This is a genomic window from Achromobacter sp. D10, assembly GCF_035282245.1.
GTDB classification, from domain to species: Bacteria; Pseudomonadota; Gammaproteobacteria; order Burkholderiales; family Burkholderiaceae_B; genus Achromobacter; species Achromobacter insolitus.
The window spans coordinates 82,575-106,503 of record NZ_JAYJLE010000011.1 but is presented as its reverse complement, the minus strand read 5'-3'; the positions used below and the strand labels follow the sequence as shown (position 1 = coordinate 106,503).

The 23,929-nt window shown below is 61.5% G+C and carries 28 protein-coding genes and 1 tRNA gene; 12 read left to right on the top strand and 17 right to left on the bottom strand.

Features of this window, described 5'->3' with window-relative positions:
* Positions 1-24 precede the first annotated feature (24 nt).
* The 7 genes from VCS63_RS23500 to VCS63_RS23470 all read right to left on the bottom strand — a co-directional run bounded on the left by VCS63_RS23500 (position 25) and on the right by VCS63_RS23470 (position 4,755).
* A complete protein-coding gene (locus tag VCS63_RS23500) occupies positions 25-615 on the bottom strand; it encodes a hypothetical protein (protein ID WP_323881116.1) in 591 nt (196 codons plus the stop codon).
* Complete coding sequence (locus tag VCS63_RS23495) at positions 612-986, bottom strand: hypothetical protein (protein WP_323881115.1); 375 nt, start codon at positions 984-986, stop codon at positions 612-614. Before VCS63_RS23495 ends, VCS63_RS23500 begins: the two co-directional genes overlap by 4 nt.
* Before the next feature lie 10 nt (positions 987-996).
* On the bottom strand, positions 997-1,395 hold the full coding sequence (locus VCS63_RS23490) for a hypothetical protein (RefSeq protein ID WP_323881114.1): 399 nt from the start codon (positions 1,393-1,395) through the stop codon (positions 997-999).
* A complete protein-coding gene (locus VCS63_RS23485) occupies positions 1,395-3,122 on the bottom strand; it encodes a toprim domain-containing protein (RefSeq protein WP_323881113.1) in 1,728 nt (575 codons plus the stop codon). Before VCS63_RS23485 ends, VCS63_RS23490 begins: the two co-directional genes overlap by 1 nt.
* On the bottom strand, positions 3,119-4,120 hold the full coding sequence (locus VCS63_RS23480; protein WP_323881112.1) for a hypothetical protein: 1,002 nt from the start codon (positions 4,118-4,120) through the stop codon (positions 3,119-3,121). Before VCS63_RS23480 ends, VCS63_RS23485 begins: the two co-directional genes overlap by 4 nt.
* A 9-nt stretch (positions 4,121-4,129) precedes the next feature.
* The gene (locus tag VCS63_RS23475; RefSeq protein ID WP_323881111.1) at positions 4,130-4,456 is read right to left on the bottom strand and encodes a hypothetical protein; all 327 of its coding nucleotides are present in this window, start codon (positions 4,454-4,456) and stop codon (positions 4,130-4,132) included.
* Between the two features lie 98 nt (positions 4,457-4,554).
* On the bottom strand, positions 4,555-4,755 hold the full coding sequence (locus VCS63_RS23470) for a hypothetical protein (protein ID WP_323881110.1): 201 nt from the start codon (positions 4,753-4,755) through the stop codon (positions 4,555-4,557).
* Positions 4,756-5,406: 651 nt separating this feature from the next.
* Between VCS63_RS23470 and VCS63_RS23465 the strand changes: the two genes are divergently transcribed.
* From VCS63_RS23465 to VCS63_RS23415, 11 genes are all read left to right on the top strand, one after another.
* Positions 5,407-5,613 carry an ECs_2282 family putative zinc-binding protein gene (locus VCS63_RS23465; protein WP_323881109.1) on the top strand — a complete coding sequence of 69 codons (207 nt, stop codon included), beginning with the start codon at positions 5,407-5,409 and terminating at the stop codon, positions 5,611-5,613.
* Between the two features lie 804 nt (positions 5,614-6,417).
* The gene (locus VCS63_RS23460; protein ID WP_323881108.1) at positions 6,418-7,239 is read left to right on the top strand and encodes a hypothetical protein; all 822 of its coding nucleotides are present in this window, start codon (positions 6,418-6,420) and stop codon (positions 7,237-7,239) included.
* A gap of 274 nt (positions 7,240-7,513) precedes the next feature.
* Positions 7,514-7,885: a hypothetical protein gene (locus tag VCS63_RS23455; RefSeq protein WP_323881107.1), complete on the top strand. Its 372-nt coding sequence runs from the start codon at positions 7,514-7,516 to the stop codon at positions 7,883-7,885.
* On the top strand, positions 7,882-8,688 hold the full coding sequence (locus VCS63_RS23450; RefSeq protein WP_323881106.1) for a Bro-N domain-containing protein: 807 nt from the start codon (positions 7,882-7,884) through the stop codon (positions 8,686-8,688). The genes VCS63_RS23455 and VCS63_RS23450 overlap by 4 nt, the downstream gene beginning before the upstream one ends.
* Positions 8,685-9,014, top strand: a complete 330-nt coding sequence (locus tag VCS63_RS23445; protein ID WP_323881105.1) for a hypothetical protein — start codon at positions 8,685-8,687, stop codon at positions 9,012-9,014. Before VCS63_RS23450 ends, VCS63_RS23445 begins: the two co-directional genes overlap by 4 nt.
* Entirely contained in the window at positions 9,011-9,337 is a 327-nt protein-coding gene (locus VCS63_RS23440) for a hypothetical protein (protein WP_323881104.1), read from the top strand. Before VCS63_RS23445 ends, VCS63_RS23440 begins: the two co-directional genes overlap by 4 nt.
* Positions 9,334-9,543, top strand: coding sequence for a hypothetical protein (locus VCS63_RS23435; protein WP_323881103.1), 210 nt, complete (start codon positions 9,334-9,336; stop codon positions 9,541-9,543). Before VCS63_RS23440 ends, VCS63_RS23435 begins: the two co-directional genes overlap by 4 nt.
* Positions 9,540-9,746, top strand: coding sequence for a hypothetical protein (locus VCS63_RS23430; protein WP_323881102.1), 207 nt, complete (start codon positions 9,540-9,542; stop codon positions 9,744-9,746). Before VCS63_RS23435 ends, VCS63_RS23430 begins: the two co-directional genes overlap by 4 nt.
* Positions 9,739-10,017, top strand: a complete 279-nt coding sequence (locus VCS63_RS23425) for a hypothetical protein (RefSeq protein ID WP_323881101.1) — start codon at positions 9,739-9,741, stop codon at positions 10,015-10,017. Before VCS63_RS23430 ends, VCS63_RS23425 begins: the two co-directional genes overlap by 8 nt.
* The gene (locus VCS63_RS23420; RefSeq protein WP_323881100.1) at positions 10,014-10,403 is read left to right on the top strand and encodes a hypothetical protein; all 390 of its coding nucleotides are present in this window, start codon (positions 10,014-10,016) and stop codon (positions 10,401-10,403) included. The genes VCS63_RS23425 and VCS63_RS23420 overlap by 4 nt, the downstream gene beginning before the upstream one ends.
* Entirely contained in the window at positions 10,396-10,596 is a 201-nt protein-coding gene (locus VCS63_RS23415) for a helix-turn-helix transcriptional regulator (protein ID WP_323881099.1), read from the top strand. The genes VCS63_RS23420 and VCS63_RS23415 overlap by 8 nt, the downstream gene beginning before the upstream one ends.
* A 502-nt stretch (positions 10,597-11,098) precedes the next feature.
* Here VCS63_RS23415 and VCS63_RS23410 read toward each other — a convergent pair.
* The 7 genes from VCS63_RS23410 to ppk1 all read right to left on the bottom strand — a co-directional run bounded on the left by VCS63_RS23410 (position 11,099) and on the right by ppk1 (position 18,835).
* Positions 11,099-12,025, bottom strand: a complete 927-nt coding sequence (locus tag VCS63_RS23410) for a hypothetical protein (RefSeq protein ID WP_323881098.1) — start codon at positions 12,023-12,025, stop codon at positions 11,099-11,101.
* Between the two features lie 243 nt (positions 12,026-12,268).
* Positions 12,269-12,345 (bottom strand) — tRNA-Pro (locus VCS63_RS23405).
* Between the two features lie 106 nt (positions 12,346-12,451).
* Positions 12,452-13,228, bottom strand: a complete 777-nt coding sequence (gene pstB / locus VCS63_RS23400) for a phosphate ABC transporter ATP-binding protein PstB (protein WP_042794684.1) — start codon at positions 13,226-13,228, stop codon at positions 12,452-12,454.
* Between the two features lie 48 nt (positions 13,229-13,276).
* Positions 13,277-14,131: a phosphate ABC transporter permease PstA gene (gene pstA / locus VCS63_RS23395; protein ID WP_076815027.1), complete on the bottom strand. Its 855-nt coding sequence runs from the start codon at positions 14,129-14,131 to the stop codon at positions 13,277-13,279.
* A gap of 26 nt (positions 14,132-14,157) precedes the next feature.
* On the bottom strand, positions 14,158-15,174 hold the full coding sequence (pstC, locus tag VCS63_RS23390; protein ID WP_042794686.1) for a phosphate ABC transporter permease subunit PstC: 1,017 nt from the start codon (positions 15,172-15,174) through the stop codon (positions 14,158-14,160).
* 155 nt (positions 15,175-15,329) lie between these two features.
* Positions 15,330-16,370, bottom strand: a complete 1,041-nt coding sequence (pstS, locus tag VCS63_RS23385) for a phosphate ABC transporter substrate-binding protein PstS (protein ID WP_042794687.1) — start codon at positions 16,368-16,370, stop codon at positions 15,330-15,332.
* Positions 16,371-16,759: 389 nt separating this feature from the next.
* Positions 16,760-18,835, bottom strand: a complete 2,076-nt coding sequence (gene ppk1 / locus VCS63_RS23380; protein ID WP_042794688.1) for a polyphosphate kinase 1 — start codon at positions 18,833-18,835, stop codon at positions 16,760-16,762.
* A gap of 220 nt (positions 18,836-19,055) precedes the next feature.
* Here ppk1 and ppx point away from each other — a divergent pair, with 220 nt between their 5' ends.
* Complete coding sequence (gene ppx, locus VCS63_RS23375) at positions 19,056-20,543, top strand: exopolyphosphatase (protein ID WP_042794690.1); 1,488 nt, start codon at positions 19,056-19,058, stop codon at positions 20,541-20,543.
* A gap of 165 nt (positions 20,544-20,708) precedes the next feature.
* On the opposite strand, the gene VCS63_RS23370 is transcribed toward ppx, so the two are convergent.
* From VCS63_RS23370 to folP, 3 genes are all read right to left on the bottom strand, one after another.
* Positions 20,709-21,515 (bottom strand): GNAT family N-acetyltransferase, encoded by an 807-nt coding sequence (locus VCS63_RS23370; RefSeq protein WP_042794691.1) that lies wholly within the window; start codon positions 21,513-21,515, stop codon positions 20,709-20,711.
* A 214-nt stretch (positions 21,516-21,729) separates the two neighbouring features.
* Positions 21,730-23,073 carry a phosphoglucosamine mutase gene (gene glmM, locus VCS63_RS23365; protein ID WP_042794692.1) on the bottom strand — a complete coding sequence of 448 codons (1,344 nt, stop codon included), beginning with the start codon at positions 23,071-23,073 and terminating at the stop codon, positions 21,730-21,732.
* Complete coding sequence (gene folP, locus VCS63_RS23360; protein ID WP_042794693.1) at positions 23,070-23,915, bottom strand: dihydropteroate synthase; 846 nt, start codon at positions 23,913-23,915, stop codon at positions 23,070-23,072. Before folP ends, glmM begins: the two co-directional genes overlap by 4 nt.
* Positions 23,916-23,929: the final 14 nt, after the last annotated feature.

Genomic DNA, 23,929 nt, shown 5'->3' with positions numbered 1-23,929 from the left:
GCTCGTTTTAACACGAGGAACACCCTACGGGATGAATCCGGCCTCCCGCAGCAGTTTCTCCGCTGCAGAGTGTGCGGCCTGCTCGACGCCGTAGATTGGTTCCGCGCCCTTCTTCTCCCGGGTGCCCCGCAGCCAGTCCCCTGCCCTAGCGCTCGCCCGCTCTACGCTGCGGACCTTGCACCCGTATTCATCGGCCAGAGACTGGAGCGTTCGCATTCCGCCCGTGTCGTAATGACGGCGCACCAAGGCATACAGCAGTGCGCTATGGGCGGTCCGCATCGAAAGATACGCACCCAGCGCCCCCGCAATGCGATGGAGCGCCCCCGACCAGTCCGGGTGGTCCCCCTCGCTACCGCAGCACTTGCAGTAGGCCTTGCGCTGGCCGTAGCGGGCATACAGCACCGCTAGGTGCAGCGGATTCAGGCCACGCTCCAAAAATTGCCTGAGCTTGGCAATCTCGGCGGCGCCATCGATGCCGGCCAGCGGCCCAGGCTCACCCAGCCGCGCGTCCGCGGCGCGGGCCATCGCTGGCCGGCTGGTGGTGTGCCGCTCGTCGCTGAAGGCGTAGGCCAGCGCCACCGCAAGGCGGGGAAATGGTGTCGTCCGCTCCGTCATGCCGCCCCCGGAACCGAGTAGACCGGATACACGGGCGCCGGCTCATCGCTGCCGCCAACAATGCGCAGCCAGGCGTTCAGCTGGTCCTGATCCACCTTCCGATGCTTGGGCTGTGCCGCCCAGTTGACCATCCATTCGCCCCGCTCGGACTCGCTCATGCGCATCAGGTGCTTAGCCAGGATCTTGTCCAATACCGGCCGGTCGGCCAGGGCGATCCAACCGCCTTGGCACCGCCAGCACTGGCACCCGTATGCGGCGGGGCGCGCGCTGTCGAGCGCACGCGGTCGCTCGAAACCTGCGTTTCTCTGTGCGACAGCGGGCAGCTGGTGCGATAGTTCGGTCCAGACTTCTTCAGTTTGTTGATCGAGCATGATCAGTTCCTCAAACGATTCCAGGGTTGTAGGGAGGGACGCGCAACACTTGCGCGACCAGCTCAACCGCAGAGCCGTCTCGGACGGACTTCTCGGTAAAGCGCAACACCTTCCAGCCCGCAAGGGCCGCGGCGTTGTACTTCTCGGTGTCAGCGACGAAACCGGAGCCCCTGGTGTGGCGCCCGTTCGTCCAAACTCCGCCTTCAATCTCGACCGCGAACCGCTGTTCGGGCCAAGCAAAATCAAAGCGCCACATGCGCGGGGGCGCGAACCGGTACTCGCGCTGCGCCTCAAGCACCTTCAAAGCGCGCAAGTCACGCGCGAAGCGCTCCTCCAGCGCGCTGGGAGCCTTGGGAATGCGCCCGGCGAGTTTCTTCTCCGCCGACACTCGAACAGCACGGGTTGCCATTAAGCCGCCTCTCGCTTTTGCATTGAATAGATAGGCGCACGCGTGAAGTGCGCGTAATCCTGATATCGGCCTGTCACCCGGTCATAGTGCAGTTCGACCATACCCACGCGCCCGACAAACTTCTTGCGGATCTTCTGCACGTGGATTTCGACTGGCTTGTTCTCGTCCTTGACGTGCCGGTACACCGTGATGCAGTTGTCAGCCTTATTGCGCCAGTGGGCAGACCCCGAGACGTCATACGGCGTAGGGATGGGGTAGTCGCCAGAATCCTTGTCCTTGTAGAGCTTGGCGGGGTGGGCCACCACCCAGGCGTGGACCCCATGTGCCCAGCAGAACTTCCGAATCTTGGACAGGGCCAACGAGATGTAGTCGGTCTCCGTTTGGCCTGCGGCTCGCCCGTGCTCGATCTCGTTCCACGGGTCCATGATCAATCCCCGGATGCCCTTGCGAGTCACCAATCTACTGGCCTGCTCCAGTAGGGCGTCCAAACTCGGCGACTCGGGCATCATGAAAGTGAAGTGGTCGGCGAGGAAATCCATGGCCATATCCAACTCAGCCACATCCATGCGCTCATTCTGGCCGGCGGCGAACGCCTTGCCGATGTACTTTTCCATCAGCTTCTCGCTGTGATAGTCGGCCGGAAAGTTCTCAGGCGAGAAAACCCCGAAATTCCAGCCATGATGCTGCGCAAGGTGGACGGCCAGCGCATCGAGCCATTCGGACTTGCCGTGCCCGGGGATGCCTGTCACCAAAGTCCATTCGCCCTCCAACACGGTGTAATGCCCGTCCATGCACTCCCAGCCCGTGGATACTCCGCGCCTCGTCTCGCCTTCGTAGCGGCGCAGAATCTCCGAGCGGAAGTCCATCACCGAGTACGTACCCTCGATCGGCACCGGCTGCGCATCTTCGATGCACTTTTGCAAGGCATCAGGCCCGAGCTTGATCAGCACGTCATTGGCATCTTTGCAGCCGCTCGGCCAAGTCACGATCAAGCACTTGTCACGGCCAAGACGGCGGATGAGTTCATCTTGCAGGCGACGGCCCGGGGCATCGTCGTCCACGGCGATGATGTGCTCGCGAACGTTGGCCAACTGCTCGCAATCCAGGAAATCGAATTTGCTGTCGTAGTTCTTCGTGTCCGGCGTGGGCGCACCGTCGGGCACCGAAACGCAATTCTTGAAGCCGCCCTCTTCCACCGACAGCTTGTCCATTTCACCTTCGACCCAGATCAGCACCGCGTCGACGTCGTTCAGGCCGTACAACACCCGTTTCGCCCCCGACACCAGCCGGAACATCTTGTCGCCGGTGCGGTACTTGACGTTGATCACCTCGTCGCCGTCCAGGTACGGGAACATGACGCAAGTGCGCTCTTCCTCGACCTGGGGGAAGTATTGCGAGCCGTAGCCGATGCAGTTGCGCAGTAGCGTGCCCTGGCTGATGCCTCGACCCGCGAAGTAGTCCACGACTGCCTGGGGCAGGTCGGTGCGATTTAGCACATACTCCGGCTTGCGGTAGATCTTCGGGGCCTCGGGCCGGCGCTCTTCGCCGTGACCCAAGGATCCACCCCAGCCGCAGTGATGGCAGTTCCACAGGCCCTTCTCGGTGTTGACGGACAGGCAGGGATAGTTCTTTTTCCGACGCGACGGCGAGCATTTGGGGCATGTGGTCTTCAACTCCACGCCAGTACGGCCACGCAGATCGATGCCAAAGTCGTTGAAGGTCTTCACAGGACTGGCTCCGGGTTGCCGTCGGGACCGAAAAAGCGATTTCCGACCCGGTAGCGACCGTCGCCAAGCAGCTTGACTTCGGCGCCGGGAAACCTGCTGCGCAATGCGGCAAGCACGTCCCATGCATCGGCCTCTTCGCCCGGTGCGGTGCTATCTCCCGCGAGGGAGCGATCCCCCCAGCGGCGCTGGTTCAGGTACGTCAGCGGTGCTGGCTCAAAGCCGTCAAGCCATTGCCGGTTGTTCGCCTTTTCCTGGCGGATGTGCGCCAGGATGGAATCAGCCTCTTCGCCCAGCCTGGCCTTGCGCCATTTCTCCGCGCACTTTGCCTTCGCCACCTTGCGGTCGGTGTTCGGCCAAGCTGCCCAGAACTCCGAGAAACGGGCTGGCAGGTCGGCGCCAGCCGACGAAGTGGTTTTATCTTTTGTATTTGGAGACGGAGACGGAGACAGAGACGGGGCAGTGCTAGATTCCGCTAGTGGCATGCTGCTGGCACTATCTGGCGCTGCTACAGGTGTGCTACTAGCACTTTCTAGCACTGCGGGATCCGCGCTAACAGTGTGCGCCGGGCACTCCGGTGCATGCTTGCCGCCTGCCACCCCGATGCGTTCGGCATACTCTGGCATGCGACGAGCGGCCTCATTTCGGCCATGCTTCTTGCATAGGGCAGCCCAACGCGCCTTATCGCTTCGCGCCTCGGAGCCGGCTACCCACGGGTTGTGCTCCTCCCAATCGTGCAGCGTCCGGCGGAATTCATCGCCATCCAGAAAGCCGACATCGCACAACGTGGCGACGAGTTCTCCCTCGCCCCCGGTCCAGTCGACGGCAAGCTCGATGTCCTCATCGGATAGGCCCGCCAGATTCCCATTGGGCCTATTGGCGGCACACCAGAGGAAGAGGCAGACCAGGCGCCACGCGCCCTCCCCGCCCAGGCGGCGAACCAGCTTCTTGGTCTTCGGGTGCGTGGCCAAGCCCACGGCAAGACGCGCATCAGTTGCCATTCGCGTCTCTCAAAACGGCGCAGAACCGTGAGGTACCCAGACGACCTGGAACACCCCTTTACGGGAATCGGCGAGCTTCTCAAGGGCCAATTCAGCGGCTTGATACGCCCGACTGCCGGACAGCGTGGCAATCTCGGGGCCGTCACCGATGCATTGGCGCACCTGCTCGCCGGCGATCTGGATCCGGAACAATGCTGCGGCGCTGAAATCCAGCACTGGGCGGCGTTGCTCGTCGCGAACAACGATCCAGGGTTCCCTGTCTTCATGGGTCCGAAGATAAACAGACAGACGACCGCCATCGAGTTCGGCGAAGTCGAAAAGGAATTGCTCGGGCATTTTGCCTCCAACACTCCACAAAAAAAGGCACAGCGCCGGGCCGGGTGGAGGAGTCCGGCTTGCGGGAGCTACCCGGGCGCGTGCACACCGCTATCCGCCTACGGTCTGAACCGGTGGCGGCGCTGAAAATTGACCCGCGCGCGTTCTTCGCGCTCCAGGCCGCGTTCGAAATCTGCTATCCACTTCCGCATGCCGCGGCGGCGCCACAGCAGCCAGCCCACTACGCAGCAGCCAGTTATCAGCATCAGCAGCCACGTGAAGGACGCGACCAAGATCAGGATAGAAATAGCGGTGCTCATATCGTCGGCGGCCAGTTGCCCAGCGCCAGCACAGCCAGCACCAGCGCAAGAATGAGGAAGTCGAAGGCGGCCATGTCAGCAGTCCACCGGGCCAATGGGAATGGCGTCTGGCGCCGGCGGGGTCATGGTGTCGCCTGGGATGTGCGCGATGTGTCCAGGCAAGCTGCTGTCGTCAGCCCCCAGCGCTTTAGAATGGGTGCTCTCAAGTTCACCGACATTCGGAAGGGGGCAGGCCATGAGATGGGACGATTTGATTCGCAATGCCATTAGAGACCGCCGTGTTCTGGAGATTTGGTACGACGGGACAGGCCCGCGCCTAATCGAACCCCACCGCTACGGGGTGAGTACTGCAGGGAATCTGGTATTGCGCGCCTGGCAGCAATCGAATGCGCGTAAGCCAATGGATCGGCCAGCATTCCGGCTGTTCGAGGTTGGGAAAATTGCCCAGGCCGTTGAGAGGCAGAAAACGTTCCCTGGCCCGCGCCAGGGCTACGGACCAGCAGACGAAACCATGCGACGGGTCTACGCTCAGCTTTGACGTAGTGAGGAGAGCAGGCGTCAGACATTGCCCTCTCCGTCAAATTGGCGGTCGGCCCCAGCCGGATATGATTGGCGCTCATCAACATCAACCGTTTCCGAAAGGAGCTGACCATGAGCGACACGATTACCCTGTCCTGCGCGAAGTGCGGAAGCAAGGAATTCGACTACCCAAGCGGTGTCCAGGCGAATCTCAAGCCCAGCGACACCATTACCTGCAAGGGCTGTGGCGCTTCCGGCACATATGGCTCCGCTATCGAGAGCGCGAAGAAGCAAATCGCGGATCAGCTCAAACGAAGCTTCGGGAAAATCTTCAAGTAACGCCTGCGCGAGTTCGTCACATACCCGTTCGAGTTCACGAACGCCTGCGGCAGCTTCAAGGCCGCACGGCGCCTGCGCGACACACGACTCGCCGGGACCGATGTGGGTGGAATCGGCGTTAGGCATGAGCGGCCTCGCGAGTCGCTCGCTGAGGCCCTTTTGAAAATTCTTCAGCCAGGTCTTGCAGGGTGAGTCTGGGATCAGCGTCGGCTAGCCTGACCATCGCATCGAGGCTTGGGCGTTTGCCCCGCCAATGCGTTGCGATCTGCCACAGGTAGCCGTTTCCTAAACGAGCAGCCGAAGCGAGGGCTATGCGCTCCGTAGACGTAAGCATGGGGTAGAGCTGAGCTAATTTCATAATCAAAGCTTAGCTGTAGACTAAGCTTTTAGTCAATAGCTATTGACTAAACTCTTTAGCTGGCAGCTATAATTTATGCATGAAAACTGCCGCTCAAGTCCGTCTCGAACGCCTTCGCATGTTGGTCAAGGAGTTCGGATCTATCGCCGCGCTGAATCGCGCCACTGGCAAACAGGAGCGCGACTCCACGTACTCTCAAATACTGAACGGGTCTCTAAGTTCCGCGACGGGACGACCAAAAGAAATGGGCCCCACCATGGCCCGTAAGATTGAAGCTGTCCTGGGTAAGCCACAAGGCTGGATGGACACCCCTCCCGACGTGCCCCCCTCAACTTGGCCATTCACGAGCATCTCGCAACAGCGGTTCGATCTCCTTCCTGACCGGATAAAGGGGCGAGTCGAAGAACGAATCCTTGCACTAATTGAAGAATGGGAGCACAGCAAGGATGAATGACAATCCAGTCCCAGCTTCGAAATATCAGTTCCTAACGCTCCACCCGTTTTATACATACGGGCAGCCGAATGAAGGTCGCATCTTTAAGGCCCGCGGAGGTAAGGAAGCCCAACAAGTTGGTCGACCTCATGGAGACAATCCGGACACAGCGGCCCTTTGGCGCCTGGGCGAACGTGCGTATTCACTGCTACAACCAATGGCTTCTGTCGACCAATTTGACGCTGAGTTAGCGGAATTTAACGCCTTTCTGGATGATGCACGGCGTGGAATCTATGCATCCATAGTCGGAGGCACAATTCACGCAGTAACACCCGATGGAGGTGACGCGAATCCAGACTGGATCAAAGATCTCCCTGAGTCTCAAATCTTGGATATGTGCTGGGGCATGGGAACGGCTAAAGGCCCGATCAGTGACGAGTTCCTGGCAGATATGTTTAGAACATCCTTTTGCCTTGCGGCCCTGATCGAAATCGAAAATGCTTACATAGGAATGTTCTTTGACGGCCGGGATGCGGTCTCATCCGCCTTGGCTGCAGCAGAAGCGATTTTCAACGCGGAAACAATCGCGAACCGTACCGACAGAATGCAGGAAGCTCGCCGGCAAATAGCATTGCAGGGGGCGCTATCCCGCCTTCAAAACGACCCAAGACAACGGGAGAAGCAATTCATCAAGGATTGCTGGCGCGAATGGAAGAACGATCCATCGAGGTATGCAAGTAAAGCCGCGTTCGCACGAGACATGCTCACGAAATGCTCCCATCTTCAAAGTTCGAAGAAAATTGAGGATTGGACGCGACAGTGGGATCAGGAATAGTACTCAGCCAGCTCAGTGAGCACGCAACAAGTAAGGAACTCACTTCGCGCGCTAGGTGCCCACCGAGCCGCCCTGGGGAGCTTTCGGAGATATCCCGCCTCAGTGATTATGTAGCCCAAGCTTCGACACATGTTGACGAATGCTTAGCCATTAGCTAAGCTTTGTAAGCTAGTGCTCAAAAAGCAAAGCCCCTGGCTTTCACCAGGGGCTTAATTTGGGGCCATGCGGCTGCAACCGCAACGCCCCGAACCTGGACTACTAACTGGAGGGATCCATGTCCAAGCAAAGTATCCGCCCCACCGGGGTGGAGGGGATTTCTACGCCTGCAACCTTAGTTGACGGTCAACTCCTTGTCAACCAAATTGACCTGTCAACGCTACTGCTCGCTGTCGATAGCGACCTCGTGGGATGGACTGGCACTTGCGTCGACACGCTGGTACAGCTTGAGGAATTGCTCAAAGCGATTCAGGGGATCACCCAGGAACAGGAGCATTTGACTCCCCTGATAAAGCTAAACAGGATTGCCAAGCTGGCCGCTATGGGCGCGTATGTTGCCTCGGATATAGCCAACGGCGCAAATTGCGGCCGCGAGCGGTTCGAAGAGTTCGCCACCCCGTACCGCTCGCAAGCAGGAGGTGCTCAATGAACCACCTCATCCCGTTCATCTTCGAAAAGTCGCCCATTCGGGTTGTAGAGGAAGCTGATGGTGCCAAGGTTGTCGCCAAAGATGTAGCCGAGGCTCTGGGCTATGAATGGAACGCCCGCCTTATCGACAAGGTCCCGGACGAATGGAAGGGGGTGAAACGGATTCACACCCCTGGCGGCTTCCAGCAAATGTCGGTTCTCAGTGAACAAGGCCTGTACTTCTTCTTGAACCGTTCCGACAAGCCCAAGGCGTTGCCCATGCAGAAGTGGGTCGCTGGCGAAGTCCTCCCATCCATCCGCAAGACCGGCGGCTACCAGAGCAAGGCCACAGAGAAGCTACCCGGCGAGCTCGCAATCATGGAATGCTATGTTCGCCTCCTGCGCCCCGCTCCGTCGTCTCAAGTCGCCATGCTCGAACAGATCGCCCGCGACAACGGACTGAGCAGCGCATTCCTCCCTGCCTACGTGGTGGATGCTGCGGACGATGGGCCGGCGGGCAGCAGCATGCCCACCGCATCCCTGACGGCCCTGCTCAAGGAACACGGCATCACGACGAACGTGGCGGCGTACAACGTCTTGCTGCGCGATGCGTGCATGCTGGAGGAGCGCACTCGCAAGAGTACGTCCGCTCCGAATGGCAAGAAGCACTTCTGGGTGATCACCGAGAAGGGTCTCGCCTACGGCAAGAACCTGACCAACCCCGCATCGCCCCGGGAAACCCAGCCGCACTGGTACGTGGAACGGTTCGCCGAGCTGCATCGGATCGTCACCGGTCGTCTGCTGGGCAACGGAGGTGCAGCATGAATGCCCCTCTGATCATTCGCAGTGAAGGCCGTGACGTGCGGTTTTGCGTGGGCGCCGGCCCCAATGACATTGACGCCGCTGACGCCTTGGCCGCAAATCCCCTTGCCCCGCCGGCGGTCTTGATTTCGGCCGCTACGGACCGCGTTGCACGCATTAAGGATCTGGCTGCGCCATTTGGCTTCATCCCGGCTGATGGCATGGAGCCGATCCCGGCCGACGTCATGGGCGACTTCGTGTCGGCTCTAGGCGCAATCGCAGCGGAAGCCGGACAGCTTCTTGAGCATGCGGTGTATTTGCGCCATCGCACTGAGCGAGGTGAAGAATGAACGCTTCCCATCGCTGCCAAGTCGGCGACCTAGTGATGCTCGTGCGAAGCAATGTCGCCGCACGCGTTGGTCGCATCGGAGTCATTGTCTGCAGCACCACCAGCGCGCTGGCGAGCGCGCTTTCGCATCCCGACGATCTGGCCGAGGCCCAACGACGCGACTGGATTGTGGATTTCCATGGGGCTCCTGAGGTCACTTATCGCGACGGCGAGACCTTCGTGACTCATCGTCTCGCATGCGCGGACGTGACACTAAGGCCTTTGCGCGCCGGCCCCGAGGACCTCGAGCGCGAAGAACTTCTCGCCGCCGGAGGTGAAGCATGAGCACCCCCAAAGGCATCGCTTACCTGAATCGGGCTCGCCAGGGCATTCTGCACGCCCTCGCCATTCTGGATGCGGCCGACAAGCTGCCCATCAACGACATTGCCGACCTTGACATCCTCATCGACGCCACCCGCGATCTGCTGGGCCATCACCTTGAGGAGGTCGACAGCAATCTGGACGCCCTGAAGGCCGGAGGTGGAGCATGACGCATCAACGCAAACCGAACGTGTCGCCAGATCTAGTCGGCATGGCCTGGGAGGTCAAAGCTCTGCTTGACGCTCTGGACGAGCTCATGCCGCTCGACAAAGCGGAGGGCGTGTCGCTCCACGCGCTTGCCCAGATCGGCAGCGCCAAGGCGCGCGACCTCGCCAACCATCTGTCGATCATTGTGGAGGCGCGCCATGCATAAGCACCGCACCCCCACCGAGCAATTGGCGGCAGCCGTCCGCGGCCGGGCGCTCTACGTCCGTCTGTACGACAAGGCCACGGCCGAACTGTCCGAGGCCAAGGGCGAGGCGGCATCGATGCGCGAGCGATGCGCGACTCTCGCAAGCGCGCTGGAGATCACGACCAGCATCCTCGAGGCCTCGGCTGATCCACACCTGAAAGCCAGTGCCACCGCGGCGCGCAACCTGTTGAACACTGCGGGACGCGCCCCCGTCATGGAGGGGACGAGGTGATCACCATCATTGAACTCCTCAACCAAAGGCGCCGCGCACTTCTGATTCAAGAGCTCGAACGCCAGTGGCCAGGCTGCGGTGCGCATACGAAGCGCAACCAGCTCACCAAGCAGGACGATGTGGTCTGGAGCCTGCTGCTGCCGAAGCATGTGGATGCCGAAATCCGCGTATACGTGCGTGGATGGAATGCCGCTATGGACGATGCTCGGCGCGTCGTGGCGGCAGCCAGCCCTCTCGAAGGCAGCGACATCCCGGCCGCCTTGCCCCAAACGGCCTACGGCCACCCGGCCAATCGCCCACCCGGCCGAAGGGATCCAGCTGCAGCGCGCCGGGCCCGCTCCAATTTGGAAGCACTGTTCGAAGACGAAGGAGGTAGCGATGCGTGAGCATGGCGAATCTCTTCTGCCTCTGAGCGCGGTTAAAAGTCGGGTTGGAATGGGTAAGACCAAGATCTACGAGCAGATCAAGGTTGGAGAATTCCCGAAGTGCATCAAGAACGGGCGGACGTCGGTCTGGCTTGCTTCGGAAGTCGAAGCGTGGATAGCGCAGGCCATCAAACGATCAAGGGAGCATCCTTAGACTGACCCTTAGAATCCCCCAGCCTTCCTCTGACGGGAGCCACGGGAAAAGTGAGAATGGGGCTGCTCAATAGCAGCCCCGTTGCATTCAACAACCCGCCCCAACGGGAGCAGATCTGGGGGTTTCGTCGGAAAGCGCCTTGTACGTTAGGGTGAAAATGATCACTATCACGAACAGCGCTTGCATGACATTAGTAGCAAAAAAAACGAGCATCAGGTTAAAAACTGCCCCAGTCTCTCTCGGTGAGTAGTTGTATAGCGCGAGAAAGGCAGTAGCAACCAAACTCAGTATCGTCACAAGGTACAGAGACATGAAAATGCTTAAGAAGCCGTGATTCTTGTAGCGCTTGAACGTTCGCCGATCAACAAAGGAGAACAGAATAGCAATTACCGCTGCCAGCAAGCCTAATGTCGTGTACGAAAAGCCCGAAACCATTGTCGATATTTCGAGCTTCTTGTGTCCCAAGGACAGAGGTACGAACCAACTTTGGCGTGCGACAAACTTATAGATCACCCAACTTAGCACGCCAATGATCGGCGCTATCGAATTCAGCAATAGCATCAATCCGGCGCGCCTGAAATTCGTCATCTTGTTCATGGACTCTCACCTTCGCAGCAACAACATCGTTAGCTTGAATCAGCTCAAAAATTGATTCGAGTATCGATTGGCCAACACGAGGAGACACCGCATCGTGGATGGCACCGAGGCCGTCCACGCGGAAGTCAGTCAAACGATCATTAAGCTCAGCTCGAGCTCTAATGGCGATCCTCTCGATGCCCTGAACGTTTCCACCGATAATTGCCTTGCTGACAGCTTTTATGTCCTTTCGCGGCTTTGGCTTAAGCGTAACTTCAAAAGCTCCCAGCGCATCAAGATCGTCAATATCCTTGCCAAATACTCCGCCTAGCTGCTCAAAAAGTCCGCTATTCCTAGTGACCCGTATCGATGTCGCACCGATGAAGCTCATCCGAAGAGCATCATCTCTGCTTACAGTTTCGGTGAAAGCCGTCACGCAGAATTTATGGTCTCTACATCCGATCTTATAGAGTAGCTCATTGACGAACGTCGCGAATGCCGAAACTGTAGGTGCGAGCTGCGTCGCGGCGAACGCGAGGTAGCTATCGGCGACAAAGACATAGGATGAGAACCCAAGGCTCTCGTTCTCCATCAACCGTTCAGATATGTCCTTAGAGGCGATTGCGGAGACATCAATCGCTTTGACGATCTCCGTGTCCTTCGCCTTCACGAACAAGAAGAAATTCCCGTCCACTGGGAGGAGAAAGACGCGTTCCTCATTGTGCGAGAACCCCTTCTTGAATTCAGAGTGCTCAAACTCGCAAAACTGCGTGAAGAATTGGCGCAGCGACATTCGTATCCTCTGTCGTCCCGCCAGGTCCTCGAAGTAATAGGCGTAGTACTTTAGCTTCATCTTATGTCCACCCTGCAATCGGCGCGTTCATGCCGGCGCGCACACCAGCGTCCGTTTTGATAATGACCGTCCGGCCGATCAGGGCCGAAGATCGAATTTTCGCTCAGTGTAACTAAACGTTGAAACAACTGCAGAACGCACGGTTTGCACGCAGGATGAGATGGTTGCCCCATGAGTTGCCCCACGGCGGCGAAAATGACAAAGGCCGTTAGTGAGTACTATCACTAACGGCCTTTCATTTCTTGGTCGGGGCGGTGGGATTCGAACTCACGACCCTCTGCTCCCAAAGCAGATGCGCTACCAGGCTGCGCTACGCCCCGAAGGGTGGCAACTATACCAGATACCGGGCGCGCAGCCTATGGCCAGCCTGCAAATGACGCTTTCCGCGCGTCATGCGCCCTCTGACGGACGGCAGAATTCCGGCGATCAGCCGAAACGGCCCGTGATGTAGTCTTCCGTTTCCTTGCGCGCGGGCTTTACGAAGATCTGGTCGGTCTGGCCGAATTCCATCAGTTCGCCCAGGTACATATAGGCGGTGAAGTCCGAGCAGCGCGCGGCCTGCTGCATGTTGTGCGTCACGATGACGACGGTGTAGTCGTTCTTCAGTTCCGCGATCAGTTCTTCGATCTTGGCGGTCGAGATCGGATCGAGGGCCGAGCACGGCTCGTCCAGCAGCAACACTTCCGGCTTGATGGCCACGCCGCGCGCGATGCACAGACGCTGCTGCTGGCCGCCCGATAGACTGTTGCCGCTCTGGTGCAGCTTATCCTTGACTTCGTTCCACAGGGCGGCCTTGCTCAGGGCCCATTCCACGCGCTCGTCCATTTCGCCCTTGGACAGGCGCTCGAACAGGCGCACGCCGAAGGCGATGTTGTCGTAGATGCTCATGGGAAACGGCGTGGGCTTCTGGAACACCATGCCGACCTTGGCGCGGATCAGCGAAATGTCGGTCTTGGCCGTCAGCAGGTTTTCGCCGTCCAGGATGATCTCACCCTCGGCGCGCTGGCCGGGGTACAGCTCGAACATGCGGTTGAAAGTGCGCAGCAGCGTCGACTTGCCGCAGCCCGACGGGCCGATGAAGGCCGTGACCTTCTTCTCCTGGATCGACATGTTCACATTGCGGATCGCGTGGAACTTGCCGTAGTAGAAGTTCAGGTTCTTGACCTCGATCTTGTTCTTGACGGCGGTAGCGGTGTTTTCCATTTGGTTTCCCTAGGCTGCGGCGCGCCCTGCGCGCCGGCAAAGCGATCTTTACTTGCGGAACATGTTGCGGGCGATGATGTTGATGCCCAGCACCAGCAGCGTAATCAGCGTGGCGCCGGCCCATGCCAGGTTGTTCCAGTCCTTGAAGGGGCTGGCGGCGTACTGGTAGATCACGACTGGCAGGTTGGCCATCGGGCCGTTCATGTTCCAGGACATGAACTGGTTCGACAGCGCCGTGAACAGCAGCGGCGCGGTTTCGCCGGAGATCCGGGCGATGGCCAGCAGCACGCCGGTGATGATGCCGGTCTTCGCTGCGCGATAGCACACCATGGTGATCATGCGCCACTTGGGGCAACCCAGCGCGGCAGCGGCCTCGCGCAGACTATTGGGCACCAGCAGCAGCATGTTGTCGGTGGTACGCACCACGACCGGTATCACCAGGATGGACAGCGCGATGGCGCCGGCCCAACCCGAGTAATGCCCGACCTGGGCCACGTACACGGCGTAGATGAACAAGCCGATGATGATCGACGGCGCCGACAACAGCACGTCGTTCAGGAAGCGCGTGGCGGGCGCCAGCCAGCCGCGCTGGCCATATTCGGCCAGGTAGGTGCCAGCAAGAATGCCCACGGGGGTGCCGATCAGCGTGCCCACGCCGGCCATCATCACACTGCCGAAGATGGCGTTGATCAGGCCGCCGGTCTGCCCCGGCGGCGGCGTGATCTCGGTGAAGAGCGTGTACGACAACGCCGGCGCGCCCTTGAGCAGCAGCGTCAGAATGATCCAGAACAGCCAGAACAAGCCGAACAACAGCGTGCCCAGCGACACGGTCAGCATGACGCGATTGATGACGCGGCGCCGGCGATAGGTGCCGTTCTGCATATTGAGTACGGATACAGCCATGATCTTTTCCTTGTGCTCGCGGCGCGTCAGGTTTTCTTGCCTTCGCTGGCGGACAGGCGGACCAGCAGCATCTTGGCCAGGGCGAGCACGATGGTCGTGATCAGGAACAGGATCAAGCCCAGCTCCAGCAGCGCCGACTTCTGTATGCCGCCCGCTTCATTGAATTCATTGGCCAGCGCGGAGGCGATCGAGTTGCCCGGCGAGAACAGCGAGCCGGACCACTTGAACGCATTGCCGATGACGAAGGTGACGGCCATGGTTTCGCCCAGGGCGCGGCCCAGGCCCAGCATGATGCCGCCGATGACGCCCGACTTGGTGTAGGGCAGCACCACGCGCCACATCACTTCCCAGGTCGTGCTTCCCAGGCCGTAGGCCGACTCCTTGAGCATCGCCGGCACCAGCTCGAACACGTCGCGCATGACGGCGGCGATGAACGGGATGATCATGATCGACAGGATCAGGCCTGCCGTGAAAATGCCGATACCGAAGGGCGGACCGGCGAAGATACCGCCGATCACGGGCAGGCTGCCCAGGGTGGCGATCAGGAAGGGCTGCACGTACTGCTGGAACACCGGCACGAAAACGAACAGGCCCCACATGCCATAGATGATGGACGGAATCGCCGCCAGCATTTCGACCGCGGTGCCCAGCGGACGGCGCAGCCAGGTCGGTGAGAGTTCGGTCAGGAAGATGGCGATGCCGAAGGACACCGGCACGGCGATGATCAGGGCGATGGCCGAGGTCAGCAACGTGCCGATGATGGGCACCACGGCCCCGTAGTTCGAATTGACCGGATCCCAGTCATTCAGCCAGAGGAACGACAGGCCGTACTTGGCCAGCGATTCTCGGCTGCCGTAGATCAGGGAAACAAGAATAGCCGCCAGCAGAATGAACACCAGGAAGGCGAACAGGCGGGTCAGGTTCTTGAATAGCGCATCCATCAGCGCGTTGTTGTTTTGCTTCATAGGCGAAGGCGTGCCGGTAGTCACGGAGTCCGCCCCGCTGGGCGAAAGCGGCACACTATTATCCATTACCGCGCTCATGGATGGACTTTCCTTAGGAAACCAGGGGAGAAACTTCGAAGGTCTTGCGGCGGGCCGCCACTATCGTTCCTTGTCCGGAACGCCAGCGGCGGCCGCTGATGATTGCGCGCGGGAGAGGCTGGCGTCCCTGCCGGGCCCGCCCCACGCTCAACCCATTACTGCCAGACAGCCTTGCCGTCGGCGGACTTGACTTCGCCCCAAGCGGCGCGGATTTCCTTGGTCACGGCTTCCGGCAGCGGCACGTAGTCCATGGCTTCGGCAGACTTTGCGCCGTTCTTGAAGGCCCAATCGAAGAATTCCAGCACGGCCTTGCCTTGCGCCGGCTTGTCTTGCGACTTGTGGACCAGGATGAAGGTGGCGGCGGTGACGGGCCACGAATCGGCGCCCGGTTCGTCGGTCAGGACCACGCCCATGCCCGGCGCGCTCTTCCAATCGGCGTTGGCGGCCGCGGCGGCGAAAGCCTTCTGCTCCGGCTGGACGAACTTGCCATCCTTGTTCTGCAGCTGCGTCCAGGCCAGCTTGTTCTGCTTGGCGTAGGCGTATTCCACGTAGCCGATCGAGTTCTTCAGCTGGCCGACGTAGGCGGCGACGCCTTCGTTGCCCTTGCCGCCCTGGCCCACGGGCCACTTCACGGCCTTGCCTTCACCGACTTGCGACTTCCAGTCCGGCGACACCTTGGACAGGTAGTTGGTCCAACCGAAGGTGGTGCCCGAACCGTCCGAACGGTGCACGACGATGATGTCGGCCGACGGCAGCTTGAGGTCGGGGTTCAGGGCCTTGATGGCGGCGTCATCCCACTTCTTGATCTTGCCCAGGAAGATGTCGGCCAGGACCTTGCCCGACAGCTTCAGCTTGCCGGGTTCGATGCCGTCGATATTCACCACGGCCACCGTGCCGCCGATGACGGCCGGGAATTGCAGCAGGCCGTTCTTTTCCAGGTCGGCTGCCTTCATGGGATCGTCCGAGGCGCCGAAGTCAACGGTCTTGGCGATGATCTGCTGCTGGCCGCCGCCCGAACCGATGGACTGGTAGTTGACGGCGCTGTTGGTGGCGGCCTTGTAGTCGGAGGCCCACTTGGCGTAGATCGGGTACGGGAACGAAGCGCCGGCGCCGGTCACGTCGGCGGCCTGGACGGCAAACACGGCGGCGCTCAGCGCGACGCCCAGGGAAACTTGTTTGAAGACACGTTTGAACATCTGGGTTCCTTCTGTGCTCGTTGGAGGAGTCTGGCAGGCTTGGAAAACTGCCTGTCTTTCAGCGACCCTCGAATATTAGAAGCCCTACATGACAGGATAGTGACAGTCATGATCCCCTCCGAGGCGCTAAGCGCCTCCCCCCAGGGGGCGCCGGTGGCGGACCGGCGCCGCCGGATCCGCGCGGCCCCGCTTGCGAGGCGCTTTGGCTCGAATGCCGGCTGGAAATGGACTTGGGGGGCGCTTTGCCCCCGTATTCGGCCTTGAAAGAGGGACAGGGCGGGCCAGGAGACGCTTTAGGCTCGGATGCCGCCCTGGAAAAAGGAACGGAGCGGGCCGGAAGCAGCGGCCCCGTTTCAGGTCGCCGCCCTGCGAGGGGGCAGCGGGCGTGGTTACACGCCCAGCTTCTGCATCAGGTACTGGTGCACGTTGAAGGGCTCGCGACGGCTCTTGACTCGGGCGTAGTCGCCGTCGGGCTGTTGCTGCCAGGCCAACTGGTTGTCTCGCAGCGCATAGGTGAAGGCTTCGTCGATCACGCGCTTCTTCAAGGTCTTGTCGTAGATCGGGAACGCGATCTCGACGCGACGGAAGAAGTTGCGGTCCATCCAGTCGGCCGACGACAGGTACACGGTTTCCTCGCCTTCGGCGTAGAAGTAGAAGACGCGCGAGTGTTCCAGGAAGCGGCCGACGATGGAGCGCACCCGGATGTTCTCGGACAGCCCCGGCACGCCCGCCCGCAGCGCGCACACGCCACGCACGATCAGGTCGATCTTCACGCCGGCCTGACCGGCCTTGTAGAGCTCCTCGATGATTTGCTCTTCCAGCAGCGAGTTCATCTTGGCCATGATGCGCGACCGCTTGCCGGCCTTGGCCGCGCGGGCCTCGGCGCGGATCAGCGCCACCATGCCGTCATGCATGGTGAAGGGCGACTGCATCAACGCCTTGAGGGAACGGCGCGCGCCCAGTCCGGTCAGCTGCGCGAATACCTTGTCCATGTCTTCGCACAGCTTCGGATCGGCGGTGAGCAGGCCGAAGTCCGTGTACAGGCGCGCCGTGCGCGGGTGGTAATTGCCGGTGCCCAAGTGGGCATAGCGGCGCAAGCGCCCTTTCTCGCGGCGCAACACCACAGCCATTTTCGCGTGCGTCTTGTGCGCCACCACGCCGTACACCACGTGCGCCCCCACTTCTTCCAGCTTGGAGGCCCAGTTGATGTTGGTCTGTTCGTCAAAGCGGGCCATCAGCTCCACCACCACCGTGACTTCCTTGCCGGCGCGCGCGGCGGCAAGCAGGATTTTCATCAGCTCGGAATCCTCGCCGGTGCGGTAGATGGTCTGCTTGATCGCCATGACGTCCGGATCCAGCGCGGCGGCGGTCAGGAAATCGATGACCGGCTGGAAGGACTGATAGGGATGGTGCAGCAAGCGGTCCTGCTCGGCCACGGCCTCGAACAATTCAGCCGGCTTGTCGCCCACCCGGTCGAACGGCGCCGGCACGGGCGCGCGGTAATCGGGAAACAGCAGGTCCGGCCGCGAATCCGAATTGCACAGCTGCATCAGGCGCGACAGGTTCACCGGGCCCGGCACGCGGTAGGTGTCCTCGGGCTTGAGCGAGAACTCGCGCTGCAGGAAGTGCTCCAGTTCGACCGGCGTCAGCTTGTCGATCTCCAGCCGCACCGCGGCGCCGAAGTTGCGCTGCGACAGTTCGCCCTGCAAGGCGTGACGCAGGTTGGTGACTTCTTCCTCGTCCACGAACAGGTCGCTGTTGCGCGTGACCCGCCACTGGTAGCACCCCAGCATCTCCAGCCCCGGGAACAGCTCGCCCACGAAGGCGCGCAGCAGCGAGGTCAGCAGGATGTAGCCTTCGGGTTGGCCCGACAGCTCCTGCGGCATCTTGATCAGGCGCGGCAACGCGCGCGGCGCCTGCACAACGGCGATCGAAGCCTGGCGACCGAAGGCGTCGGCGCCCGACAGCGACACAATGAAATTCAGGCTCTTGTTGTAGACGCGCGGAAACGGGTGCGCCGGATCCAGCCCGATCGGCGTCAGCAGCGGCATCACATCGCGGTTGAAGACCTCGCGAGCCCATTCCTGCTGCTGCGGGTTCCATTCAGATGCGTGGTGCAGCGAGATACCCTCGGCGTGCATGGCCGGCAGGATCTCGTCATTGAGGAGGTTGTACTGGCGGTTGACGAGCTCGTGCACCGCATGCTGGACGTTGTCGAACGCCTGGTCGGGCGTCATGCCGTCCGGCCCCACCAGGTTCGGCGACTGGCGCTGCTGCTCCTTCAGGCTGGAAATCCGGATCTCGAAGAACTCGTCCAGGTTGGAACTGACGATGCACACGTAGCGCAGGCGTTCCAGCAGGGGCGTCTTGGGATTCTCCGCCATCGCCAGCACGCGTTCGTTGAATTTCAGCAGCGACAACTCGCGGTTCAGAAGCAAGGGCTCGGCAGGAGGGCGTGAAGGCATACCGGATTCCATACGTAGGGAGAGCGTGGAGTTTTACTGCAAAAAAGTGACGGTTCCATGACACAACGCCAAAAACGTAGCGTACGCTAAAACCGGGACATATAGCAGGGCCATTGCGCGCTGCAAGCCACTGTTCCGTAAGAAAAAAATCGCATCGCCGGGCGCTGTCACATGGGGTATCTATAATCGGGCCACTCTCACAGACAATATTACGAGCCGCATGGATCAACTTCTGGCCGCGGTGGACCTCGGGTCCAACAGCTTCCGCCTCTCCATCGGACGCATCGTTCAGCAGGACGGTACGCCCCAGATCTATCAGATCGACCGCCTCAAGGAAACCGTCCGGCTCGCGGCCGGCCTGGATTCCGAAAAACGGCTGGGCGATGACGCCATCGACCGGGCCATCGCCGTGCTGGAACGCTTCGGCGACCGCCTGCGCAGCTTCCACCCCAACCGGGTCCGCGCCGTCGCCACCAACACTTTCCGCGTCGCCCGCAACACCCGCGACTTCCTGCCGCGAGCTGAAGCCGCCCTGGGCTTTCCCATTGAAGTCATCGCCGGCCGCGAAGAGGCGCGCCTGATTTTCTCGGGCGTGGTCCACACCCTGCCCCCTTCGCCCAATAAGCGCCTGGTCATCGACATCGGCGGCGGCTCGACCGAAGTCATCATCGGCAAGGGTCATGAGCCCGGCCTGATGTCCTCGCTCTACATGGGCTGCGTCAGCTATAGCCGCCAGTTCTTCTCCGACGGCGTAGTGGATGCCCACCAGATGAAGCAGGCCGAGCTGGCTGCCCGTCGCGAGATCGAAGTCATCGCCAAGCAGTACCGCAAGATGGGCTGGAAAGAGGCCTACGGCTCTTCCGGCACGGCCAAGGCGCTGTTTGCGATCCTGACCGAATGCCGCTTTTCAGACCGAGGCATCACGCGCGCCGGCCTGAACAAGCTGAAAGACCGCATCGTGCGGTCGGGCCGCGTGATTCCGTCCGAATTGCCCGGCATCAAGATCGAACGCGCGGACGTGCTGCCCGGCGGGCTGGCCATCATGAGCGCGCTGTTCGACGAACTTGGCATCGACGTCATGCATACCGGCGACGGCGCCCTGCGCCTGGGCGTGCTGTACGACCTGCTGGGCCGGGATGACGAACATGACAAGCGCGACGAATCGGTGCGCCAGTTCATGAAGCGCTACCACGTCGATGTGAACCAGGCGCGGCGCGTGCGCCACGCCGCGCTCACCCTGTTCGACGCAATGTTCCCGGACGGCCCGGAACGCGCCGAGCTGCGTCCCGCGCTGGGCTGGGCGGCCGATCTGCACGAAGTGGGCCTGTCCATCGCCCACAACGCGTATCACAAGCACACCGCCTACGTTCTGGAAAACGCCGACATGCCGGGCTTCTCGCGCGCGGACCAGCAACTGCTGGCGCTGCTGGCGCTCGGCCACCAAGGCAAGCTGACCAAACTGGAACCGTTGGTGCGCTCGCGCGCGCAATGGAAGGCCATCCTCAGCCTGCGCCTGGCGGTGCTGCTGTTCCGCCGCCGCAACGAAATCGAACCGCTGCCGCTGACGGCATCGGTGCGCGACAACTCCATCGTGGTGCGGGTCAACCGCGAATGGCTGGCGCAGCATCCCCTGAGCGACTTCACGCTGCGCGCGGAAGAAGCCGAGTGGAACAAGGTAGGGTTTTCGTTCGAGCTGCTGGAGTTCTGAGCAACAGGCCGGGCGGCCCTTGAGCCGCCTCGGCCGGCGCCGCCAAACGCTAGAACGGTGAAAGATCGGTTTCGCGATCCAGCCGCTTGAGCTCCATGCGCAAGGGCCGCGTAGCCCGCCGTATCAGCCTGATCTTCATGCGGCGGAACAGGCGGCGCATGATGCTCAGCGCTGGGCGGTGGCGGTGGCGGGCTGGTCCAGCCCGAAGTGACGGCGGTAGCGCTCGTCCATGCGGTCCATCTTGAGCAGGACCGGGAAATCCGCGGCATTGAAATCGGGATCCCAAGCGGGTTCGCCACAGACCTTGGCGCCCAGCTTCAAATACCCCTTGATCAGCGGCGGCACACGAGCCGGCAAGGTGCTGTTGAGCTTCTCCACCGGATAGCGATGCAGCGGCGTCACGCAGGGTTCGTCCCCTTGCGGCAGCTGTTTGGAAATGGTGCGCCACACTTCGGCGGCAGTGACGCCGTCGTCGCGCAGGCTGACGCTGGCGCAGCCCAGCACATACTGATAGCCGCCACGGCGCAGGTATTCGGCCAAGCCGGACCACAACAGCATGATGACGCCGCCGCCGCGGTAGTCCGCGTGCGTGCAGGAGCGGCCAACCTCGACCAGCTCGTCCTGGATCGGGCCCAGTCCGGACAGGTCGAACTCGGACTGCGAGTAGTATCCGCCCGCCTCCCGCGCCTTTTCCGGCGTCAGGATCCGGTAGGTGCCGACAACGCGGCCGGTATCCAGTTCACGGACCATCAGGTGTTCACAGAACGGATCGAAGCGGTCGTGCTCGATGCCGTCCTGCGCATCGGGAAACACCGCGCCCATGTCCTCGGTGAAGACGTCGTAGCGCAGGCGTTGAATCTGCTCGATTTCTTCAGCGGTGCGCGCCAAGCCCACCACCAGCACCTTGGCGGCGGCGCCGGTCCAAGGTTCTGCGGCATTACGGCTCGGATTGATGCGTGCTAATTCCAGCATTGCGCGAAGCTCCTAGAGAGTCCAGTCAGTGTGGACGCCCTGTATGTCAAAGACTTGACCAATATGTTACGTGACTATGAAGTTTAGTTCGGGGCAGACATATCAATCGCCCGCCGAAATCGACAAAACTTTACAAAAATATACAGACCTTGAACAAACAAAAGCCACCCGTCGCGCGACGGGTGGCCTTGCTTCGGCATTGGAAAGTCGGCATTTACCCCAGGCTGGCCGCAAGCTTCTCGGCGCAGGACACGGCAAGCGCCTCGTCCTCGGCCTCGACCATCAGCCGCAGCTTGGGCTCGGTGCCCGACGCGCGGATGAGGATTCGGCCGCGGCCGTCCAGTTCGGCTTCCACGGCCTTGCGCGCGGCGCTCAGGCCCTCGTGCGTCTTCCAATCCTGGCCCGGCGTCAGCGGGACGTTGATCATCTTTTGCGGGTACATGCGCAGATCGCTCACCCACTCCGACAGGCCCACCGAGTTGCGGCGCAGCGCGGTCAGGACCTGCAGCGCGGCCACGATGCCGTCGCCGGTCGAATGGCAGTCCAGGCACAGCAGATGGCCTGAGCTTTCGCCGCCATACAGCCAGCCCCGGGCCTGCATTTGTTCCAGCACGTAGCGGTCGCCCACGTTGGCGCGCTCAAAGCCGACGCCCAGGCGCTTCATTTCGCGCTCGAAGCCGAAGTTGGTCATCAGCGTGCCGACCACGCCGTCCACCTTGCCGCGTTGCATGCGTTCGCGGACGATGGCGTACATGAGCTCGTCGCCGTTGTAGATGCGGCCCTCGCCGTCCACCATCTGCAGGCGGTCGGCGTCGCCATCCAGCGCAATGCCCAATTGGGCGCCGCGGGCGTGGACTTCCTTGGCCAGCAATTCGGGGTGCAGCGCGCCCACGCCCTTGTTGATGTTGAAACCATCCGGGTTGACGCCGATGGCGTGCACTTCGGCGCCCAGCTCACGGAACACATGGGGCGCGATGTTGTAGGCGGCGCCGTGGGCGGCGTCCACCACGATCGTCATGCCGTTCAGGTCCAGATCGTTGGGGAAGGTGCTCTTGCAGAACTCGATGTATCGGCCCTGCGCGTCGCCCATGCGGCGGGCGCGGCCCAGCGCTTCCGAGGCGACGCAGCCCAGCGGCTCGTCCAGGGCGGCTTCGATGGCGGCCTCGATCTCGTCGGGCAGCTTCATGCCCTGTGCCGAGAAGAACTTGATGCCGTTGTCATGGTACGGATTGTGCGAAGCGCTGATGACGATGCCGGCCACCAGGCGCAGCGCCCGGGTCAGGTAGGCCACGGCCGGCGTAGGCACGGGACCGGCCAGCAGCACGTCGATGCCCGCGGCCGAGAGGCCGGCTTCCAGCGCGGATTCCAGCATATAGCCGGAAATCCGGGTGTCCTTGCCGATCACCACCTGCGGGCGGCTGCCGCCGCGCACGGCGTGCTCGCGCGCCAGCACGCGGCCGGCCGCGTAGCCCAGGCGCAGGGCGAATTCGGCGTTGATCACCGGACCGCCGACCTCGCCACGTACACCGTCGGTACCGAAATATTTGCGTCGAATCATGAACTGATTGCTCCTTGTTCTGCCGCGTGCCATACCTTGAGCGCGTCAACCGTGGCCGCCACATCGTGCACACGCACAATGGAAGCGCCACGCGCCACGCAAGCAAGCGCTGCGGCGATGCTGCCGGGCAACCTGTCGCCCACGGGCCGGCCGGTAGCTTGGCCGATCATGGATTTTCGCGACAGGCCGATCAGCAATGGATAACCGGCGCTGCGCAGGCTGGACAGCCGGCGCAGCAGTTGAAAATTCTGGTCGCCTGTCTTGCCGAAGCCGAAGCCGGGGTCAAGCACGATGCGGCGAGGATCGATCCAGGCCGCGCGCAGCTTATGTGCGCGAGCCCCCAGGAAAAGCCCGATTTCACCGATCAGGTCGGTGTACTCGGGCGGGGCGGCCTGCATGGTGCGGGGCTCGCCCTTCATGTGCATCACGCACAATCCGCAGCGCGAATGCGCCACTGCTTCGACAGCGCCAGGCTGCCTGAAGCCGTAGATGTCGTTGATCATGTCCGCGCCGGCGTCCAGCACGGCGCGCATGACTTCCGGTTTGAATGTGTCGATGGACAGCGGCACGCCGCAATCGCGCAGCGCCTCCACCACTGGCAGCAGCCGGGCCAGTTCGTCGGCCACGGAGACCGGATCGGCCCCGGGACGCGTCGATTCGCCGCCCAGGTCCAGGATCTGGGCGCCTTCGGCAATCAATTGGCGCGCGTGCGCTACCGCGGAATCCGTATCGTCGTGCTGGCCGCCATCGGAAAAAGAGTCCGGCGTGACGTTGACGATACCCATGACAAGCGGGCGCTCGAGATCAAACTCGAAGCGCCCGCAAAGGAAGTTATTTGCCATAACTCAGGATGAGC

What these genes read in the sequence shown, in the direction of transcription:
- VCS63_RS23500 (WP_323881116.1), bottom strand. Translation starts at nt 615, where the DNA reads ATGACGGAGCGGACGACACCATTTCCCCGCCTTGCGGTGGCGCTGGCC.
- VCS63_RS23495 (WP_323881115.1), bottom strand. Translation starts at nt 986, where the DNA reads ATGCTCGATCAACAAACTGAAGAAGTCTGGACCGAACTATCGCACCAG.
- VCS63_RS23490 (WP_323881114.1), bottom strand. Translation starts at nt 1,395, where the DNA reads ATGGCAACCCGTGCTGTTCGAGTGTCGGCGGAGAAGAAACTCGCCGGG.
- VCS63_RS23480 (WP_323881112.1), bottom strand. Translation starts at nt 4,120, where the DNA reads ATGGCAACTGATGCGCGTCTTGCCGTGGGCTTGGCCACGCACCCGAAG.
- VCS63_RS23475 (WP_323881111.1), bottom strand. Translation starts at nt 4,456, where the DNA reads ATGCCCGAGCAATTCCTTTTCGACTTCGCCGAACTCGATGGCGGTCGT.
- VCS63_RS23470 (WP_323881110.1), bottom strand. Translation starts at nt 4,755, where the DNA reads ATGAGCACCGCTATTTCTATCCTGATCTTGGTCGCGTCCTTCACGTGG.
- VCS63_RS23465 (WP_323881109.1), top strand. Translation starts at nt 5,407, where the DNA reads ATGAGCGACACGATTACCCTGTCCTGCGCGAAGTGCGGAAGCAAGGAA.
- VCS63_RS23460 (WP_323881108.1), top strand. Translation starts at nt 6,418, where the DNA reads ATGAATGACAATCCAGTCCCAGCTTCGAAATATCAGTTCCTAACGCTC.
- VCS63_RS23455 (WP_323881107.1), top strand. Translation starts at nt 7,514, where the DNA reads ATGTCCAAGCAAAGTATCCGCCCCACCGGGGTGGAGGGGATTTCTACG.
- VCS63_RS23450 (WP_323881106.1), top strand. Translation starts at nt 7,882, where the DNA reads ATGAACCACCTCATCCCGTTCATCTTCGAAAAGTCGCCCATTCGGGTT.
- VCS63_RS23445 (WP_323881105.1), top strand. Translation starts at nt 8,685, where the DNA reads ATGAATGCCCCTCTGATCATTCGCAGTGAAGGCCGTGACGTGCGGTTT.
- VCS63_RS23440 (WP_323881104.1), top strand. Translation starts at nt 9,011, where the DNA reads ATGAACGCTTCCCATCGCTGCCAAGTCGGCGACCTAGTGATGCTCGTG.
- VCS63_RS23435 (WP_323881103.1), top strand. Translation starts at nt 9,334, where the DNA reads ATGAGCACCCCCAAAGGCATCGCTTACCTGAATCGGGCTCGCCAGGGC.
- VCS63_RS23430 (WP_323881102.1), top strand. Translation starts at nt 9,540, where the DNA reads ATGACGCATCAACGCAAACCGAACGTGTCGCCAGATCTAGTCGGCATG.
- VCS63_RS23425 (WP_323881101.1), top strand. Translation starts at nt 9,739, where the DNA reads ATGCATAAGCACCGCACCCCCACCGAGCAATTGGCGGCAGCCGTCCGC.
- VCS63_RS23415 (WP_323881099.1), top strand. Translation starts at nt 10,396, where the DNA reads ATGCGTGAGCATGGCGAATCTCTTCTGCCTCTGAGCGCGGTTAAAAGT.
- VCS63_RS23410 (WP_323881098.1), bottom strand. Translation starts at nt 12,025, where the DNA reads ATGAAGCTAAAGTACTACGCCTATTACTTCGAGGACCTGGCGGGACGA.
- pstB (WP_042794684.1), bottom strand. Translation starts at nt 13,228, where the DNA reads ATGGAAAACACCGCTACCGCCGTCAAGAACAAGATCGAGGTCAAGAAC.
- pstA (WP_076815027.1), bottom strand. Translation starts at nt 14,131, where the DNA reads ATGGCTGTATCCGTACTCAATATGCAGAACGGCACCTATCGCCGGCGC.
- pstC (WP_042794686.1), bottom strand. Translation starts at nt 15,174, where the DNA reads ATGAGCGCGGTAATGGATAATAGTGTGCCGCTTTCGCCCAGCGGGGCG.
- pstS (WP_042794687.1), bottom strand. Translation starts at nt 16,370, where the DNA reads ATGTTCAAACGTGTCTTCAAACAAGTTTCCCTGGGCGTCGCGCTGAGC.
- ppk1 (WP_042794688.1), bottom strand. Translation starts at nt 18,835, where the DNA reads ATGCCTTCACGCCCTCCTGCCGAGCCCTTGCTTCTGAACCGCGAGTTG.
- ppx (WP_042794690.1), top strand. Translation starts at nt 19,056, where the DNA reads ATGGATCAACTTCTGGCCGCGGTGGACCTCGGGTCCAACAGCTTCCGC.
- VCS63_RS23370 (WP_042794691.1), bottom strand. Translation starts at nt 21,515, where the DNA reads ATGCTGGAATTAGCACGCATCAATCCGAGCCGTAATGCCGCAGAACCT.
- glmM (WP_042794692.1), bottom strand. Translation starts at nt 23,073, where the DNA reads ATGATTCGACGCAAATATTTCGGTACCGACGGTGTACGTGGCGAGGTC.
- folP (WP_042794693.1), bottom strand. Translation starts at nt 23,915, where the DNA reads ATGGCAAATAACTTCCTTTGCGGGCGCTTCGAGTTTGATCTCGAGCGC.